The 19,019-nt window shown below is 46.5% G+C and carries 15 protein-coding genes and 4 tRNA genes; all 19 read left to right on the top strand.

All coding sequences use genetic code 11. The features are described from left to right. Nucleotides 1-294: 294 nt before the first annotated feature. The 19 genes from N288_RS24050 to N288_RS23965 all read left to right on the top strand — a co-directional run bounded on the left by N288_RS24050 (nucleotide 295) and on the right by N288_RS23965 (nucleotide 19,017). The gene (locus tag N288_RS24050) at nucleotides 295-972 is read left to right on the top strand and encodes a response regulator transcription factor (protein ID WP_022544624.1); all 678 of its coding nucleotides are present in this window, start codon (nucleotides 295-297) and stop codon (nucleotides 970-972) included. Between the two features lies 1 nt (nucleotide 973). Then, nucleotides 974-1,975, top strand: coding sequence for a sensor histidine kinase (locus tag N288_RS24045; protein WP_009794708.1), 1,002 nt, complete (start codon nucleotides 974-976; stop codon nucleotides 1,973-1,975). 86 nt (nucleotides 1,976-2,061) lie between these two features. After that, nucleotides 2,062-2,745 (top strand): ABC transporter ATP-binding protein, encoded by a 684-nt coding sequence (locus N288_RS24040; protein WP_009794707.1) that lies wholly within the window; start codon nucleotides 2,062-2,064, stop codon nucleotides 2,743-2,745. Next, nucleotides 2,742-5,279, top strand: a complete 2,538-nt coding sequence (locus tag N288_RS24035; protein WP_009794706.1) for an ABC transporter permease — start codon at nucleotides 2,742-2,744, stop codon at nucleotides 5,277-5,279. Before N288_RS24040 ends, N288_RS24035 begins: the two co-directional genes overlap by 4 nt. A gap of 174 nt (nucleotides 5,280-5,453) precedes the next feature. Next, nucleotides 5,454-5,529: transfer RNA gene (locus tag N288_RS24030), tRNA-Lys, on the top strand. Nucleotides 5,530-5,541: 12 nt separating this feature from the next. Then, nucleotides 5,542-5,613, top strand: a tRNA-Glu gene (locus N288_RS24025). A gap of 248 nt (nucleotides 5,614-5,861) precedes the next feature. Continuing rightward, a tRNA-Asp gene (locus N288_RS24020) sits at nucleotides 5,862-5,937 on the top strand. Between the two features lie 181 nt (nucleotides 5,938-6,118). Continuing rightward, nucleotides 6,119-6,191: transfer RNA gene (locus N288_RS24015), tRNA-Phe, on the top strand. 337 nt (nucleotides 6,192-6,528) lie between these two features. Continuing rightward, on the top strand, nucleotides 6,529-8,007 hold the full coding sequence (locus tag N288_RS24010) for a peptidoglycan DD-metalloendopeptidase family protein (protein WP_009794704.1): 1,479 nt from the start codon (nucleotides 6,529-6,531) through the stop codon (nucleotides 8,005-8,007). Nucleotides 8,008-8,253: 246 nt separating this feature from the next. Then, nucleotides 8,254-8,964, top strand: a complete 711-nt coding sequence (gene yycF / locus N288_RS24005) for a response regulator YycF (RefSeq protein WP_009794703.1) — start codon at nucleotides 8,254-8,256, stop codon at nucleotides 8,962-8,964. Between the two features lie 9 nt (nucleotides 8,965-8,973). Beyond that, entirely contained in the window at nucleotides 8,974-10,803 is a 1,830-nt protein-coding gene (gene walK / locus N288_RS24000) for a cell wall metabolism sensor histidine kinase WalK (protein ID WP_009794702.1), read from the top strand. Next, a complete protein-coding gene (locus tag N288_RS23995; protein ID WP_022544623.1) occupies nucleotides 10,800-12,125 on the top strand; it encodes a YycH family regulatory protein in 1,326 nt (441 codons plus the stop codon). The genes walK and N288_RS23995 overlap by 4 nt, the downstream gene beginning before the upstream one ends. Beyond that, nucleotides 12,106-12,951, top strand: a complete 846-nt coding sequence (locus N288_RS23990) for a two-component system regulatory protein YycI (RefSeq protein WP_009794700.1) — start codon at nucleotides 12,106-12,108, stop codon at nucleotides 12,949-12,951. The genes N288_RS23995 and N288_RS23990 overlap by 20 nt, the downstream gene beginning before the upstream one ends. Nucleotides 12,952-12,955: 4 nt before the next feature. Next, nucleotides 12,956-13,750 (top strand): MBL fold metallo-hydrolase, encoded by a 795-nt coding sequence (locus N288_RS23985; RefSeq protein WP_009794699.1) that lies wholly within the window; start codon nucleotides 12,956-12,958, stop codon nucleotides 13,748-13,750. A gap of 250 nt (nucleotides 13,751-14,000) precedes the next feature. Continuing rightward, entirely contained in the window at nucleotides 14,001-15,227 is a 1,227-nt protein-coding gene (locus N288_RS23980; RefSeq protein ID WP_009794697.1) for a S1C family serine protease, read from the top strand. Between the two features lie 148 nt (nucleotides 15,228-15,375). Beyond that, the gene (locus tag N288_RS24965; protein WP_009794696.1) at nucleotides 15,376-15,534 is read left to right on the top strand and encodes a CxxH/CxxC protein; all 159 of its coding nucleotides are present in this window, start codon (nucleotides 15,376-15,378) and stop codon (nucleotides 15,532-15,534) included. 101 nt (nucleotides 15,535-15,635) lie between these two features. Beyond that, the gene (gene rlmH / locus N288_RS23975; RefSeq protein ID WP_009794695.1) at nucleotides 15,636-16,115 is read left to right on the top strand and encodes a 23S rRNA (pseudouridine(1915)-N(3))-methyltransferase RlmH; all 480 of its coding nucleotides are present in this window, start codon (nucleotides 15,636-15,638) and stop codon (nucleotides 16,113-16,115) included. A gap of 509 nt (nucleotides 16,116-16,624) precedes the next feature. Beyond that, nucleotides 16,625-18,292 (top strand): sensor histidine kinase, encoded by a 1,668-nt coding sequence (locus tag N288_RS23970; protein WP_009794693.1) that lies wholly within the window; start codon nucleotides 16,625-16,627, stop codon nucleotides 18,290-18,292. Then, nucleotides 18,289-19,017, top strand: coding sequence for a LytR/AlgR family response regulator transcription factor (locus N288_RS23965; RefSeq protein WP_009794692.1), 729 nt, complete (start codon nucleotides 18,289-18,291; stop codon nucleotides 19,015-19,017). The genes N288_RS23970 and N288_RS23965 overlap by 4 nt, the downstream gene beginning before the upstream one ends. Nucleotides 19,018-19,019: the final 2 nt, after the last annotated feature.

Here is a 19,019-nt window from a genome sequence, read left to right as displayed (position 1 = left end):
GTTTATTGGAGTGGAAGGCACGTAGACTCCTCATAAAATGCATGCGCATTTTCTTCGTGCGATGTGATTTCGGGGAAGAGGATTCAACATCCTGCGGGATTGCAGCGGCAATGCTGAGAACCCGCAGACGCGGAGCGGTGAGGAGGCTCAGCGTCGCCCCGCGGAAAGCGAAGTGCCTGGAACGGAAACGAACAGACCACATATGGACGCTATCACTCTACCCACATTTTGACGAACCAATCTATTTTCCCCTATGATTAGCATACATAAGAAGATTTTGTCAGGGGGGATAGTATGAACATTCTGGTTGTTGAGGATGATCGGACGATAGCGGCGGGGCTGGAGTATTCTTTGCAGAATGAGAAATATGGTACATTCGTATGCCATGATGCCGCGGGGGCGCGGGAATTGATCAGGACGAAGCTGGATGAGATTGATCTTTGCCTGTTTGATCTGGGGCTGCCGGATGGAAGCGGGTATGATTTGTGCTCACTTGTGAAAAAGCAGAGCGATCTGCCTGTCATTTTTCTCACGGCAATGGATGAAGAAGTGAATGTCGTGATGGGACTGGATATGGGGGCTGATGATTATATCACGAAGCCATTCCGGGTCCGCGAGCTGCTGTCGCGCATCAGGTCGGTGCTGCGCCGCTATGATAAGCAGGACAGGCAGACTGTCACCTTCCAGGCAATCACGGTTCATACCGGCGAAGGGAAGGTCTATAAGCATGGAGAAGAGATCCAGCTGACGGCCCTGGAGTACCGCCTCCTCCTGATCTTTGCGAACCATAAAGGGCAGGTGCTGACGAGGAGCCAGCTGCTCGATAAAATCTGGGACGTTGCCGGCGATTTTGTGAACGATAATACACTGACCGTCTACATAAAGCGGCTAAGGGAAAAGCTCGAGGACGATCCGCAAAAGCCTTCCATCATCAAGACCGTCCGCGGTCTCGGCTATAAGGCAGGCGACTGAGATGCTGCGGAACAAAGAATTCAGGACCTTTTTGTTCACAAGCATCGGCCTTGCAGTTCTATGTGTGCTGCTATCCTCCCTTTTATCCTGGCAGGCAGCCCTGGCAGCAGGGACGGCCTCTATCCTCCTTTTAGCTGCCTTTTTAATTTTCACTTCCTGGCGCTACCGTGAGATTGAAAAGCTTTCACGCTATCTAAGGAGGATCAGCAGCGGAGATTATATGCTCGATGTCCGGGATAATCATGAGGGCGAACTCAGCATTCTGAAATCGGAGATCTATAAGGTGACCATCAGGCTCTCAGAGCAGGGCGCCCTCCTGCAGGAAGATAAAACGAAGCTGACAGATGCGATTTCAGATATATCACATCAATTGAAGACCCCGCTTACCTCGATGATGGTCATGTCAGACCTGCTGAGTGATATGTCGCTTGCGGATGATAAGCGAAAAGAGTTTACCCGCCGCATTCAGGTGCAGCTGGAAAGAATCGAATGGCTGGTTTCCTCCCTTTTGAAGCTTTCAAAAATTGACGCTGGCACTGCCCTTTTTAAAACAGAAAGAGTGAATGTCCCGCAGCTGATCAAGGAGGCTGTTGAGCCGCTTCTGATTCCCATCGAGCTCAAAGAACAGGAGCTTCAGGTCAGAGGGGCAGAGGGCGTCTTCTTCACCGGCGATCATAATTGGACGAAGGAAGCATTGATCAATATCATTAAAAACAGCATCGAACATTCCAGTGAAAAAGGGCGTATCAGCATCAGCTGCAGCCAAAATCCGCTCCTCACCGAAATTATTATCGAGGATAATGGCAAGGGCATCCTAAAAGAAGATCTTCCCTACATTTTCAAGCGCTTTTACCGGGGCAAGAATGCCTCGGAAGACAGCGTTGGCATTGGGCTGGCCATGGCATACGGGATCATGAAAAGGCAGGGCGGAGATATTGAAGTGGCCAGTAAAAAGGGTGTCGGAACAAGATTTACGCTGAAGTTTTACCACCAGGTCATTTAGCAGATGACTAAACTGTCACTTTAGAGTCACGCTAGAGTCATTTTCGCCAGATATACTGAACCTATCAAATCATTGGAGGCTCTAGCATGGAAATCTTGAAAATTGAGAATCTGTCTAAAGTGTACGGAAGCGGAGATACTGCTGTAAAGGCATTGGATGACGTATCTTTTAGTGTCAATAAAGGAGAATTTGTCGCGATCATCGGCCCATCGGGATCCGGGAAATCGACCCTCCTTCATATGCTCGGCGGGGTGGACCGCCCTACAGGAGGCCGTGTGCTGGTCGATAACACTGATATTTACAAACTGAATGAAACACAGCTCGCCATCTTCAGGAGAAGGCAGATCGGACTGATTTACCAATTTTACAATCTGATCCCGATCTTGAGTGTTGAGGAAAATATCACGCTCCCAATGCTGCTTGACGGCCAGAAGGTCGACCGGGGGCAGCTTGAAGAAATTGTCGGGATCCTTGGACTGCAGAATCGCCTGTCCCATCTTCCAAACCAGCTGTCCGGCGGGCAGCAGCAGCGCGTGTCCATCGGCCGTGCCCTTATCAGCCGTCCGGCCATCATGCTTGCTGACGAGCCGACCGGGAACCTGGACAGCCGAAACAGCGGTGAAATCATGGAGCTTTTAAAAATGTTCAATAAAACTTATAAGCAGACACTGATTGTTATCACCCATGATGAGCGGATCGCGATGCAGGCTGACCGGGTCATTTCCATTGAAGACGGTAAGGTTGCGAAAAATGAGGTCATCCGGCCATGAATATCATAAACAAGCTGACATTGCGGCATTTGAAAAAGAACAGGAGAAGGACACTTGTCACGATTATCGGCGTCATCATCTCAGTCGCCATGGTTTCGGCGGTTTCCACCCTGTTTGTCTCCTTCCTCGGGATGATGAAGCAGGAAGCTATCCAGAATTCCGGGGATTGGCATGTCATCTACCGTGATGTGTCAGAAAGCCAGATGGAAGCGATACGAAAGGACGAGCAGACGGAAAAGCTGTTTTTCACAAGGGACAGGGGATATTCATCGCTTGAAAATCCCTCCAATAAAAATAGGCCTTATCTTTTTATCAAGGAATTCGATTCAGAGGGAATGGAGCACTTCCCTGTTGAATTGAGTGAAGGGCGCCTTCCAAAAAAGGAGAACGAAGTCCTTTTTCCAAAAGAAATCGTGGAAAAGCAGAATTACCAAATAGGCGATGAAATCACTCTTGAAATTGGGGACCGGCATATCCCAAATGATGACCGCTCTTTTGGCCAGGGGGATTATCTGCAGTACGATGAAACAGAAGTAATTGAAACATTAAGCAAAAAAGAGGAAGGCATCTTTACAATTGTCGGTACGATGGAGCGTCCGGAATGGGAGCCATACTCCGCACCCGGCTACACAATCGTTAGCTATATGGAGCAGGATCCCTTTAAGGGCGGAGCAGCTGATATCGGTGTAACGGTGAAAAAGGTGAACCGGTCGCTCTACGAGCATGCCAAAGAGCAGGCCGAAAAAAATGGAATTACTAAAGTCAGCTTCAATAGCGAACTGCTTCGTTATTATGGGGTGACCGATAGTGATAATCTGGCTATCACGCTTTATTCTCTTGCAGCCATTATCATATTAATTATTATCATCGGTTCGGTATCCCTGATCTATAATTCATTTGCCATCAGCGTCTCCGAGAGGGCCCGCCATCTCGGAATGTTATCCAGTGTCGGTGCGACCAAAACACAAAAACGGAATTCTGTCTTCTTTGAAGGGGCGGTAATCGGGGTGATATCCATCCCGCTTGGACTGCTGGCAGGAATCGGCGGCATCTTTGCAACCTTTCTGGTAATGAATCGGACCTTTGGCGATACCCTGGGGATAGACGATGGACTGACCTTAACCGTGACACCCATGTCCATCCTGCTTTCTTGCCTGATCTCGATTCTGACGATTTTCATCTCCACCTATATGCCGGCGAGGAAGGCTTCAAAGGTCTCTGCCATCGACGCCATCAGGCAGAGCCAGGATGTGAAGCTGACCGGCAAAGCGGTAAAAACGTCCAGATTGGTCAGGAAAATCTTCGGCCTTGAAGCAGAAATTGGTTTGAAGAATCTGAAACGGAATAAAAGAAGATATCAAGTGACAGTGTTCTCGCTGGTTATCACGATTGTTCTTTTCCTGGCAGTTTCCTATTTTACTGCAAACCTGAAGCAGTCGATTACGATGACACAGGTGAACTATAACTATGATGTACAGATATACAGTTCTGAAGATCAGGCAGCCCTTGAACCTTATATGAATCTAAATTATGTGAGTGATGCTTCCTTAATGGAGGAGGCCTATTTTTCAACATGGATCAATGAGTCAGAGCTGCCGGATGAAGTGAAGGCGCAGGAATATTATGAAGATATGCTCCAGGGTGGGAAATATCCTTATTCTCTCGTGCTGCATGGAATAGATGAGAAGAGCTTTAAAACATATGCTAATAAGATCGGAGCCGATGTGAATGAGCTCCAGGATAAAGTAATCATCCTTAATAAATTTGTGTACGAAGACGTACAGACGGGGAAAAAGATTGAAACTGGCGGAATCAACGGAAAGCCTGGAGATAAGCTGGATCTGTATCTCCCAGAGGAGAACAGTCCATTTCAATCCCTTGAAATCGGCTTTGCTGCTGTAGAGGCGCCGATGGGCATCCTGCCGCTAGGCAATTATGAAGTTCATCTCCTGATGCCTCAGAAGCAGTTCGAACAGCTGAAGCAGAATAGTGCAGAGACTTCTTATTCCTTGTTCCTGGACAGCTCAAAGCCTGAAGAAATGCAGGATCAGCTTGATCAGATCGAGTCAGAAAATCTTATGATCCAGAATGTCTATCAAAACCGTGAACGGGATGAACAGATGGTAACGTTCATGTCAGTTTTCACCTACGGCTTCATCACGCTGATTTCCGCCATTTCAATTGCGAATATCTTTAACACCATTTCAACGAGCATTGCGCTCAGGGGCAGGGAGTTTGCCATGCTGAGATCAATCGGGATGACACCGAAGGGCTTTAATAAAATGATCAACTATGAAAGCATCTTTTATGGACTCAAGGCCCTGCTGTACGGGCTTCCGATCTCACTCGGTGTTATGCTGCTCATGTATTGGTCATTGCAGAATACATTCCAATACTCATTCGCCGTACCATGGATAAGTGTTCTGATCGCCATCGCTGCGATTTTCATCATCGTGAGCGCCGCCATGCTTTACTCGATTCAAAAGGTGAAAAAGCAGAACATTATTGATGGCCTGAAGCAGGAAAATATCTAAAAATATATGCCTCTCCAGTGCAAAAAGGAGAGGCATATGTTTGCTTTCAGCTGAGAATGGTATACAGATAGAGGCGGCATTCTAGCTTGCAAAATATTTTTTAAAAAATAAGTTGCAATAGTTTTAGAATCTATGATATTATAAAAAGCGTCGTCACAAGAGACAACATATTGAGAGCCATTAGCTCAGTCGGTAGAGCATCTGACTTTTAATCAGAGGGTCGAAGGTTCGAGTCCTTCATGGCTCACCATTTTACTCCAATGGCCCCTTGGTCAAGCGGTTAAGACACCGCCCTTTCACGGCGGTAACACGGGTTCGAATCCCGTAGGGGTCATCGGCATTTGGCTGGTCGGCAAGTAGCTGGCAAGGACGGCTTCCTTGCTGACTGCCATATACATAATCTAGTGGTTTCATTTGAGAGAGTAGTTTCCTTTTTAAGAGTGGTCCCGTGGTGTAGCGACGAGCGAAGCTTCTGTGAAAAATCAGCGAGTTGTCTCGACGCATCAGCTTCCCTGGTTAAGCTTTTAGAGGAAGAGACAGGACAACGCAAACAACGAGCATAGATAATTTCTTTTTAAGAGTGGTCCCGTGGTGTAGCGGTTAACATGCCTGCCTGTCACGCAGGAGATCGCGGGTTCGATTCCCGTCGGGACCGCCATTTATATAGATTCTTTTTAAAGTGGTTTGGAAGAATAACTTAATATGGCTCAGTAGCTCAGTCGGTAGAGCAGATTGCTACCTTCCCTGAAAAGCTTCTGCGGCAATCTGCGAGGAAGTTCGCGAGAACCTTCCGAGCAAAGGACTTAAGCAATACATATTTTAGAATTAAATATTATTATGGCTCAGTAGCTCAGTCGGTAGAGCAAAGGACTGAAAATCCTTGTGTCGGCGGTTCGATTCCGTCCTGAGCCATCCCGTGAAGAGAGAGTATACCTTGTATGCTCTCTCTTCTTTTTTGTTACGGTTTTGTAATATACCCCACACCCTTTTATGGCAGAGATAAGACAAATAGCGGGCAGAAAGCTTGGAAGTATAGGGATTTATGCCTATCTGCGAAAAAAAGATGTTTTTGTAATAAAATGTAAGATTTTATACAATTTTATTACAATGCTGAGACAAGTTCAGGCCCCAGCTTGTTTTATGGTACATTATAGTGGCGTCAAAATAGTACAAAACGAACAATGGTAGATACATAGAACTATGAATATAGATTTGTTTGTTTCCGAAGTCTAGGGGGATCCATTTTACAATGAAGAACTGGGGAAATAGGTTAACAGCATTATCAGGTGCTATGAAAGCCAAAGTGAACAAAGGCAGGAAGTCGGCAATTGCATTGACAGCAGCAGCGGTTTTGGCCGCAGGAGGCACACATCCTGCCGCTGCAGACAGTGAGCAGCTGACAACGGTCTATTATGTATATATTGACGGGAACTACGCCGGTACGGTCCTTGATAAGGAGAGTATTCAATCCAAAGTCGCTCAGCAGGTGGAGAAAGCCCAGGAATCTTATGACTATGAATTGTCTGCAGGGGCTGATATCAGTTACATCCCTGAGCAGGTGTTCAATACAAATATCAAGACAGAAGAAAGCCAGGTGCTGGAGGAAGTGGCGGAAGTCGGCGTCAGCACAGAGGCAGCAGGAATTGTAATTGATGGAGAGACAGCCGTTTATCTGGAAACGATGGAAGAAGCAGAAGCTGTTCTTGAGAAATTCAAACTTCAATATGCCAGCGAGAAAGAGCTGGATGGATTAGAAGCGTATAAACAAGCTGAAGAGAGCAAAGAAACCCTTCCGCCGCTTGAGAAAAATGAAGAGCGGCTGACAAGGGCCGCCATGTCTGAAGAAGTGAAGGCAGAGGAAATGAAGGCTGATCCAAAGCTGATCCTGTCAGAGGAAGAGGCATTAAAGCTTTTAAATAAAGGAACATTGGAAGAAAAGAAATATACAGTCCAGGAAGGCGATGTGCTCGGCAAGATTGCCGCTAAGCATGATTTGGATCTTAATAAGCTTCTTGCTCTCAATCCCGGGATGAAGGAAGACAGCATCGTTAAGGTGGGCCAGGAAGTCAACGTGACAGTCCTGGAGCCGATGATCCACGCGGTTATTGAGAAAGAGATATATAAGAAGGAAAAAATCGCATTTGAAAAAGAGGTCATTGAAGACAGCTCGATGTTCAAGGGCGATACGAAGGTGAAGCAGGAAGGCAAGGACGGCGTTAAAGGGGTGACCTACAAGATCACTGAACAAAATGGCGTGCCTGTCCGAAACGCGACTATTTCTGAAAAAGTGCTTGAAGAGCCTGTGAAAGAGATTGTCATCAAGGGTACGAAGGTCATTCCATCCCGCGGCGACGGCAGCTTTGCCTGGCCAGCGGACGGCGGGTATATTTCCAGCAAGCTTGGCTACCGATGGGGCAAAATGCATAAAGGAATCGATATCGCACGGCCGAGCAGCCGGACAATCAGCGCAGCAGACAACGGTAAAGTCGTGTCAGCCGGAATGACTGGTGACGGCTATGGAAAAAAAGTCATCATCGACCACCAGAATGGATACAGGACGCTATATGCCCACCTCGATTCAATCGATGTGAAGATTGGGCAGAATGTCCCTAAAGGAACAAAGATCGGCATGATGGGCTCAACTGGCGATTCTACCGGCGTGCACCTTCATTTTGAAGTGTATAAGAACGGAAGCTTGCAGGATCCATTGAAGTATGTGAACCGATAGGAGGAAGTCTCTAGTGTGGATGCTAGAGACTTTTTCTATAGGCAGGGAGGCAGCAGGGGCAGGCACTTGAAAGGGAACGGATCGGCATCTTCCAAAAATTGCATAACCTAGGAACAACCCGTTCATCGCTATTAGATGAATTCCGGCGCATAACATGGTAAAGTAAAATAGAGAACTTATGTTTTGATGAGCAATGAAAAATAATAGATATATGATAGATAATCTGCTTCTTAAAGGAGAATGGGTATGGATAAGAAGATATTGGTTGTAGACGATGAAAAGCCGATTGCGGATATACTGCAGTTCAATTTGAAAAAGGAAGGCTATGAGGTGCATTGCGCTTATGACGGCAATGAGGCGCTCGAGAAGGTGGAGGAGGTCAAGCCTGATCTGATCCTGCTTGATATCATGCTGCCGCAGCGCGATGGCATGGAGGTATGCCGCGAGGTGCGGAAGAAGTATGAAATGCCGATTATCATGCTGACGGCCAAGGATTCAGAAATTGATAAGGTGCTCGGCCTTGAGCTTGGCGCTGACGATTATGTGACAAAGCCGTTTTCGAACCGGGAGCTTATCGCCCGTGTGAAGGCGAACTTGAGAAGGCACCAGCAGATTGCTGCAAAAGCCGGGGAAGAGGAAGAAACGAATGAGATTGCGATCGGTTCCCTTGTCATCCACCCGGATGCCTATGTGGTTTCCAAACGCGGTGAGACAATCGAGCTGACACATCGGGAGTTTGAACTGCTGCACTACCTGGCCAAGCATATTGGACAGGTCATGACACGTGAGCATCTGCTTCAGACCGTATGGGGCTATGATTATTATGGGGATGTCCGTACCGTCGACGTTACGGTAAGGCGCCTGCGCGAAAAGATTGAAGACAACCCGAGCCACCCGACCTGGATTGTAACAAGAAGGGGAGTAGGCTATTATTTGAGGAATCCGGAACAGGAGTAAAGAGCCATCATGAAAAAAGTCGGTTTTTTCCGTTCGATTCATCTGAAGTTTGTTTTAATTTATGTGCTGCTGATTATCATTGCTATGCAGATCATCGGAGTGTATTTTGTCGGCCAGCTTGAGAAGACGCTGCGAAGCAATTTCCAGACAGCGATCGAGGAAAGAGTCGACCTGCTATCAGTCTATTTGGAAGAAATCATTACCAAGGAACGGCCTGCCGGCGAGGACCTGCCGACAAAGGAAGAAGAGGTCCAGCGTATTCTGCGTGACTATACTTCCAAGGATATTATTGAGCTCCGGGTCATTGACGGTGAAACACAGAAAGTCCTTGGTTCCAATAAAGATGGGTATGTAAATCAGAAGGCTGTAGATGCACTCACGACTTCAGCCCTGGCCACACGGGCCCCCAAAAGTGATGAGTATACAGATCAGAGCCTTGGGAACCGCAGGGTCTGGGTCCTTGCTTCGCCGGTAAAATCGGCCAATGAAGAAGTCGTCGGTGTGGTATATGTAAAGGCAGATATCGAAAATGTCTTTGAACAGAAGAACCAGATCAACAGCATTTTTGCATCAGGCATCATCATTGCTCTTGCAATCACTGCCTTGCTCGGCATCCTGCTCGCACAGACGATCACGCGGCCGCTGTCTGATATGAGGCGGCAGGCATTGGCAATGGCAAAAGGGAATTTCTCCCGCAAAGTTAAAGTGTATGGCTATGATGAGATCGGGCAGCTGGCCATCACATTCAACAGTCTGACGAAGAAGCTGCAGGAAGCCCAGGCTACTACAGAAGGGGAGCGCCGCAAGCTGTCTTCAGTCCTTTCCTATATGACCGACGGCGTAATTGCGACCGACAGGCGGGGACGGGTTATCCTGATCAATGAACCGGCTGCAAAAATGCTGAATGTTCCACGTGAAACAGTGCTGTCGAGCCCGATTGTGAATCTGCTCGGCCTTGAGGAAGATTATACGTTTGAAGAGCTGCTTGCTGAAAGGGAGTCCGTCATCCTGGATTATAGTACAGAGACAACTCCATATGTGCTCCGCGCCAATTTTTCTGTTATTCAAAAAGAGACAGGCTTTGTTAATGGACTTATTACTGTATTGCATGATATTACGGAACAGGAAAAAATTGATTTGGAGCGCCGGGAGTTTGTGGCGAATGTATCCCATGAATTGCGGACACCGCTGACGACGATGAGGAGCTATCTTGAAGCGCTGGCGGAAGGGGCTATGCATGATGAAGATATTGCCCCCCAATTCCTTAATGTGACAAGGACAGAAACAGAGCGGATGATCCGGATGGTCAATGACCTTCTTCAGCTTTCAAAGCTGGACAGCAAGGATTACCGCATGAAGAAGGAATGGGTCAATTTTGTCGACTTCTTTAACCGGATCATCGACCGGTTCGATTTTTCAAAAGAGCAGAATGTGACCTTCCAGCGCAATCTGCCGGAGCATGCGGCATTTGTGGAAATTGATGAGGACAAGCTTACACAGGTTGTTGATAATATCATTTCGAATGCGCTGAAATACTCACCTGAAGGCGGACAGGTCTCTTTTAACATCGTCGAGCAGGAGGAGCAGCTGCTTATCAGGATTTCCGACCAGGGCGTCGGGATTCCGAAGGACAATCTGGATAAAGTATTCGAACGGTTTTACAGAGTGGATAAAGCTAGAACGAGAAAGCTTGGCGGCACCGGCCTCGGGCTTGCCATTGCCAAAGAGGTTGTGGAAGCCCATGACGGCAAGATATGGGCAGAAAGTACAGAAGGAAAAGGCACGACCATTTCCTTTACGCTTCCTTTCGTTCGTTCTGATGAGGATGATTGGGAATGACCTATGAAGATATTAAATCAATAATATTGGCAGTTCTTGTGTCAGGGAGCATTCTGCTGACATGGAGCCTCTGGACCTATCAGCCTACTTCCGAACAGCTTGGCGAGGAAAATACCGTTCAGGAAGTCGAGCTGGAGGCAAAGAAAGATGTCGGGGACCTCATCGAGCCGAATATGGCCCTGTTCCATTATGAAGACAGCCAGCATCTTGGCACCCTTTCCGCCGAGGAAACAGAAAAGCTTCTTACTGAAATTAAAAAATGGAACTTTGATGATTTTTCGGATATAACAGACGAAGTCGGGAATATAGACCTCTTTGTGCAGGAAGCAGGCCATGCTGAAATCATATACCCGGGAATCACGCCGATGAATCTTTATAAAGAGATCCTGCAGATTAAGGACAGACGGCTGGAGAATATTTACTTCAATAAGATGGTCATAGACATGCAAACTGGACAAAAAAGCGGAATCGTCTACTTTGTCGACACGGAAAGAGGAAGGGTGTACAAAACGGGTGTTGGGCTTTCGAATATCCAAAATTTTAACACCAGGTTCTACCGGCTGGCGAGTGCTTCAACCAATCCTGCTTTTGCCCGCTATGCTCCTTTTGATACCGGGAAGAAATTGATTTTCATACCGGAAAACAAAGTGGAGATGCCGAGATACAGCTTTTTATCGGAAGAGTATGAATCTGAAAGATTTAAGGAAGCATTATTCGACGATCTGGATTCTGTCCAGAAAAGCTATCTTGGGACCGGGGAGGAATTCACAAATGAATCCAGCCTGCTGAGGATCGACCAGAATAAGGTTGAATTCAAGAATCCTACTCCTGAGGATAATGAAAGCCTCAGCCCTGACAATCTGCTGAAGAAAAGCATCAATTATGTGAATGCCCATGGCGGCTGGACTGATAATTACCGCTATGTCCGGATGGATGAGAATAAACACCAGGTGTTTTTCCGGATCTACCGCAATAATTACCCGGTGTTCAGCGAGGATCTGAATCTGTCGGAGATCCAGCTCCGCTGGGGCGGCAGTGAAATCCTTGCCTATTTCCGGAACAATTTCAAACTGGCAAACCTGATAAGTTCTGCTGATGTTACGCTGAGATCCGGCCCGGAGATCCTCGACTATCTGCAGAAGAAAGAGGATTTTGAAGCCGGAAAGCTTGAGGATATCACGCTCGGCTATCAGCTTGATAAGAAATCAAAAACGGAGCTGATCCAGCTTGAGCCTTCCTGGTTTTATAAATACGAAGGCAAGTGGCAGCAGATCAGCACATTTGAACCGGGAGGGAACGATTATGGATTGGAGCAGAATTAAAACGATCTTTATCCTGACCTTCCTCATCCTGGATATCTACCTGGTCTATGAATACTCCCAGCTTCGCATGAACGGCAGCCAGGCGCTTCCGCAGGACAAGCTGGAGAACAGCTTCAAGAGTGCCAATATCAAGTTTGAAGCTGACATACCAAAAGGTGAAGTGCGGGACGGCAACCTGACCGCGGTTTCGAAGAATTTTGCAGAAGAGAACCTGGAAGAGCTGAAGAAAACGATCCTGAAGGACCAGGATATCTCCACCCTTGAGGAAAATGCCCTGAACTCGACATTAAATAAGCCATTTAAGGTCGGCAAGGACTTCAATCAGGCGGAACTTGATAAGTTCGTCAGGCAAAACATCTATGAAGGCGATAAATACGGTTTCTGGGAAAAAAGCGATGACAGCAATAAGATTACCTATTATCAGAAGTTCGAAGGAAAATTCCTCTACAAGAATGTAAATGGGGAGCTCACCTTTTACTTGAATGCCGACCAGGAAATTGTTACCTACAGACAGACGCTGTTTGAAAAAGTACAGTATCTGAAGGGCGATAAAAAGAAGCTGATTGATCCGACAGAGGCGATTGAAAACCTTTATAGGAATCAAAGTTTAAAAGAAGGCAGCAAGATTACTGACGTGGAACAAGGATATTATTCCAATATCCAGGATGACTCTTCCACCTGGGTGCTGAGCCCTGCCTGGAGAGTTGTCGTGGACGGCAAGGAGAACTTGTTCGTCAATGCCTTTAAAGGCCAGGTCCTCAGTCTCGACAGCGAGAAGAAAGACCTGGGAGAAGATTCGGAAGAAAAAACTGAAATAGTGGAGTGATAATATGTCTTTGCATTTTAGTGTTCTCGCCAGTGGGAGTACGGGAAATGCGATTTATGTTGAAGCGGACGGACAGTCCTTTATCGTGGATGCAGGCCTGAGCGGCAAGCAGATGGAGGCGCTGATCAAGCAGATCGACCGCAGCCTCGGCAATCTGTCCGGAATATTGGTCACCCATGAGCACAGCGATCATATCAAAGGCGTTGGCATCGTTGCCCGCAAATACGGCCTTCCCGTCTACGCGAATGAAAAGACGTGGCAGGCGATGAACGGCCTGATCGGGGAAGTGCCGCTCGACCAGAAATTTACCTTTGATATGGAAACCGTGAAAAGCTTCGGCTCGCTTGATATTGAATCTTTCGGTGTATCCCATGATGCGGCTGAGCCGATGTTCTATATTTTCCATCATGAAGGCAAGAAGCTTGCCCTCATCACGGACACAGGTTATGTGAGCGACCGGATGAAGGGAATCATCAAGAATGCCGACGCGTTTGTATTCGAAAGCAATCATGATGTCCAGATGCTCCGGATGGGGCGCTATCCATGGAATATCAAACGAAGGATTCTCGGCGACTTTGGGCACGTGTCCAATGAAGATGCGGCGCTTGCGATGAGCGAGGTGGCCGGCGACAATACAAAGAGCATTTACCTGGCCCACTTAAGCCAGGATAACAATATAAAAGATCTGGCGCGCATGTCTGTCAGCCAGACGCTGGAATCGCGCGGAATCCTTGTCGGGGAACAGTTCAGCCTGTATGACACTGACCCGAAGGCTCCGACTCCGCTGACAGCGGTTTAAGGTTTACCGGCGGAATAAATAGGAAAAAAGAATGGTACGAGCATGATGCCATTCTTTTTTTGTGCTTTTTTTAAAGTCTTGGATATCACCACAGCCTCACTTTTGATCAGCATCTGATAAAATTATGAACAAAATCGTAAGATTCCTTCAGGCAGTTTGTTTTTCTTAGAAAATCCCGGCCCGGCGAGTATAATATTGGATAGAAGGAAGAATAATTCTTAGCAGCTTTGTGAGAAAGGATTGGTCAAACTTGGGTTATTATGATCAGGATTATCAGAACCGCTATAAAAAGCAAAAAGGAAATAAGGGCGGCTATTTCTTGGCCAGCCTGATCGGCATCATCCTTGGCGCCATACTGGTCATTGTCGCTGTCCCTAAGCTGATTGACTATGATGTGCTCCCATACTCAGCGAACGAGGATGCAGGACAGGCTAATACAGGCGGAAGCAATAATAATGTCACCACCCGCAATGTTTCGCTCAATGTCGAATCAGATATAACGAAAGCAGTCGATAAAGCCGGCGATGCGGTTGTCGGCATCGATAACATCCAGAATGCGAGCATGTGGTCAGGCGCAGAAGAAGGGGACGGCCAGACAGCTGGAACCGGCTCAGGCGTCATTTATAAAAAAGAAGGCGGCAAAGCCTATGTCGTGACGAACCATCACGTGGTAGAGGGAGCTTCAAGGATTGAAGTGACACTTGCAGATGGAACGAAAATCCCGGCCAAGCTGCGCGGCAGCGATATTTGGACCGACCTTGCCGTATTGGAGGTCGAAGGGGAAAAAATCGATAAAGTTGCTGAATTCGGCGATTCAGATGCTTTGAAAATCGGCGAACCGGTCATTGCCATCGGAAATCCGCTTGGACCAACCTTCTCAGGTTCTGTTACCCAGGGAATCGTTTCAGGCCTTGAGCGTGCCATTCCGGTTGACATCAACCAGGACGGGACAGTAGACTGGCAGGCAGAAGTCCTGCAGACTGATGCTGCCATCAATCCGGGGAACAGCGGCGGTGCCCTCATCAATATCAATGGTCAGGTGATCGGCATCAACTCGATGAAGATTGCCCAGGATACGGTTGAAGGAATCGGCTTATCGATCCCGATCAACTCGGCCCAGCCGGTCATCAGCGACCTGGAACAGTTCGGGGAAGTGAAAAGGCCGTATATGGGTGTTGAGCTGCGCTCTGTTAATGAAATACCTGCCTACTATCAGCAGGAAGCCCTGAAGCTGCCTGAGGATGTGACAAACGGTGTTGCAGTCATCCGTGTGTCTCCTAACTCACCGGCCGACCAGGCAGGATTGCAGGAATTTGATGTTATCGTCGAAATGGACGGCGAGCAGATCAATGATGTCATCGATCTCAGGAAGCATCTGTATAATAACAAGCAGGTCGGAGATCAGATGAAAGTGAAATTTTACCGCGGCGGAAAGGCACAGGAAACAACCCTGAAGCTGTCAGGCGAAACTATCTAAAGAGAAGAAACTAACAGGAAGGCCAAGAGGCTTTCCTGTTTTTTCTTTTGGTGTTACGATGGGATGTGGATAAGTATTTCGACAAATAGAAGAATGAAATTTATCCACAATTCTTATAATAAAAAGAAAAACTGATAGGAGTGCCAAAATGATTTACAGCTGCGAAGAACACATTGATATAGCCATTGATACCGTGGTGGACGAGTATGAAACGTTCCCTGTGATGAATAAAATTGAAGACAGCCAGTTATCAACAACCTGTGAATATTGTCGAAATAAGGCAGTATATATGGTGGCGAACAAGTGATTCCATACAAGATGTGGATATAAAATGTGGATATGTGGATAACTTTTGTGGATATCTTGTTTGTAAGCTGTTTGTAATTAAATTGTAAAGGGTTGTGAATAGTGAATATCTCAATCATCACCGTTGGAAAGCTAAAAGAAAAGTACCTGAAACAGGGCATCGACGAATACCTCAAGCGCCTGTCCGCCTACGCCAAAATGGATATCATCGAAGTCCCTGACGAAAAAGCCCCCGAAGAACTGAGCGACATTGAAATGATTCAGGTCAAGCAAAAAGAAGGCGAAAGAATCCTCGCCAAAATTCATCCCGATGCCCATGTCATCGCCCTGGCTATTGAAGGGAAGATGAAATCATCTGAGGAGCTTGCTGATACGATCGATAAATTGGCTACATACGGAAAAAGCAAAATTGCCTTTGTTATTGGAGGATCACTTGGCTTGAGCCAGGAGGTTTTGCAGCGGTCAGATGAGAAGCTGTCATTTTCGAAGATGACATTTCCGCATCAGCTGATGAAGCTGGTTTTGCTGGAGCAGGTTTATCGGAGCTTTCGGATCAATCGGGGGGAGCCTTATCATAAGTAGTTGAGATTTAACAAAATGCCTCTCCTGATGAGGAGAGGCTGGGATAAAAATAGAAAAGGTTATCCTGTAGGGGATAAGATTAAGAAGACTGACTGATTAATAGACGGAAGAATTCCGCTTAATTAATAAAATTGATAAAAATCAGCGCAAATAGACGGAGAAATTCCGCTTATTAACTCGAAAAATATGAAATTGTAATAATTTGCTTTGCATAACCGGAAAATCTCCTCTTATTTACCAAAAATGAATTCCATTCTGTATTTAGCCGTAAAATCCCCGCTTATTTTTCTTATGTAGGATCCATCAATTAAAAGGAAGCCAGCTAGGTAAAGTATTAACGTGCCGGGAGTCAGGCACCTCACAAAGCCAAATTATAGCTTTGTGTTTTTTATTACCCTAAAATAGCATTATCCTCAACTTTCCAGCCAATAATGATAAGCATACAAAATACCTCATCTATATCATGAATTTATTTATAAGTACTTTTGCACCAAGGAGGCCACACCATTATGTACGCTTCATCTGAGTTAGAAATGCTCATTCGGTTAATCGAGCGGGCTGCACTTTTGCTGATTACTTTATTTTTCATGGCGAGGGTGCCGAAGTTTAAAGAGATTTTGCAGAGGGACCATCATTCCCCGGTAGAGCTGTCGCTGCTGACGGGGATTTTCTGTGTGTTTGCCCTTTTTGGGACCTATTCGGGAATTGAAGTGGAAGGTTCGATCATTAATATCCGGACGATTGCGATAGTTTCCGGGGGAATCCTGTTTGGCCCATGGGTTGGCATAGTAACAGGGATTGTTTCCGGGATGCACCGCTATTTGATCGATATTGGCGGGGTGACCTCTGTTCCGTGCCTGATCACCAGTATTCTGGCAGGGTTCACTGCTGGCTATATCCATGTTTATATGAAAAAAAGCAGGCGATGGATTTATGGGATTATCGCCGGGATGTTCTGCGAGACCCTGACGATGATTCTTATTTTAGCAATGGCTGATTCCTTTGAATTGGGTGTCGCGATTGTATCGAAGATAGGGATTCCGATGATTTTGGGACAGGTCAGCATTGGACTGATCATCCTGATGATTGCGAGTGTGGAAGGGGAGAAAGAGCGGATTGCCGCCCAGCAGTCCCAGCTGGCCCTTAATATCGCTAATAAGACTCTGCCATATTTCCGCTCGATTAACGGAGAATCGCTTCGGACGATTTGCAGGATCATTAAAGATGATATCAAGGCAGATGCCGTTGCGATTACGGATACAAAGGATGTTCTTGCCTATGTCGGATATGGGGAAGAGAAGTATAAGATTGGACAGGAAATCATCAGTGATCTGACGAAAGAAACGATCCGCAATGGGCAGATTACCATCAGGAACAATATTGCCGATCATCATACACCGCAGATCCACTGCCTGCTGATTATTCCTCTATCAGAGCAGGGCATTATAACAGGGACATTGAAAATTTATTACCGGAGAGCCTATACCATCACAAATACACTGCAGACGATGGCGATTGGACTGGCGCAGATCATCTCTACTTTGATGGAAGTTTCGAGAGTGGAGCAGATTAAGGAAGAAGCCAATAAAGCTGAGATAAGGGCCTTGCAGTCAAAAATCAATCCTCACTTCTTGTTCAATGCCCTTAATGCGATTGCCTCAACGACAAGGCGTGACCCGGAAAAAGCAAGGGAACTGATCATCAGTCTATCTGGGTATATGCGCTATAATTTGGAAGTTGGCGAAGAACTGATTGAAGTTCAAACGGCGCTTGAGCAGGTGAGAAATTATATTAAAATAGAAAAAGCAAGGTTTGGTGAACGTCTTCAGGTTGTTTATGATATAGACGATCTTCATTTAAAACTGCCAAGCCTGCTGATCCAGCCTTTAGTGGAAAATGCCGTGGTCCATGGCATATTAAAACAAAAAGGGCCTGGCAGCGTGACGATTTCCATTAAAGAATTCCAAGATAAAATTAGAGTGAGTGTCAGGGATACAGGAAAAGGAATCGACCAGGAAGTGATTGATCGCCTGCACAAAGGGGAGGTTTCCTCCAAGCAGATTGGCCTTTTCAATGTGCATCAGCGGGTGAAGCTGATTTACGGGACTGATCTGGTGATTCACAGGCTGAATCCGGGCACGGAAGTTTATTTTGACATAGGTAAGGAGCCATCATGAGAGCGATCATAGTAGAAGATGAAATTCCGGCGAAGGAAGAGCTGGAATATTTAATAGAGACGCATAGCAAAATCGAGATTGTGGCTTCGTTTGAGGACGGGCTGGATGTGCTGAAGTTCCTTCAGGAGGAAGAAGTCGATGCCATCTTCCTGGACATCAATATCCCCTCATTGGATGGGATGCTGCTGGCAGGAAGCATCAGCAAGTTTGCTAAGAAGCCGTATATCATTTTCACAACAGCTTATAAGGAGCATGCGGCACAGGCCTTTGAACTGGAGGCTTTTGATTATATTTTAAAGCCTTATGAGGAAAAAAGGATTGCCGCTATGCTTTCCAAGCTGGAAGCAGCCTTTCAGAAGGGAAAGCAGACGCAGGAAGAGATTCCCCAGGACCGCAATCGCCGGATTAATCTGAGGAAAAATGAAAATATCATCGTGACGGAGGTAAATGATATTTATTACGCTGAGGCTAGTGAAAAAATCACCCTGGTTTACACAGAGTCGGAAGAGTACACGATGCCTGTGTCAATTAGCGAATTTCATGACAGCCTGCCTCAGGATCTCTTTTTTAGATGCCACCGTTCCTATAGTGTGAATCTGTCCAAGATCCATGAGATTGTGCCATGGTTCAATAATACATATGTATTGAAACTGAAGGGTGTGAAGGCGGAAATACCGGTCAGCAGAAGCAAGTCGAAAGCGTTCCGGCAGATTATGCATTTGTAAAT

Source organism: Bacillus infantis NRRL B-14911 (assembly GCF_000473245.1).
In the GTDB taxonomy this organism is placed as follows: domain Bacteria; phylum Bacillota; class Bacilli; order Bacillales; family Cytobacillaceae; genus Bacillus_AB; species Bacillus_AB infantis.
Note: the sequence above shows the minus strand (reverse complement) of the source record. Positions and strands in the feature narration are given on the sequence as shown.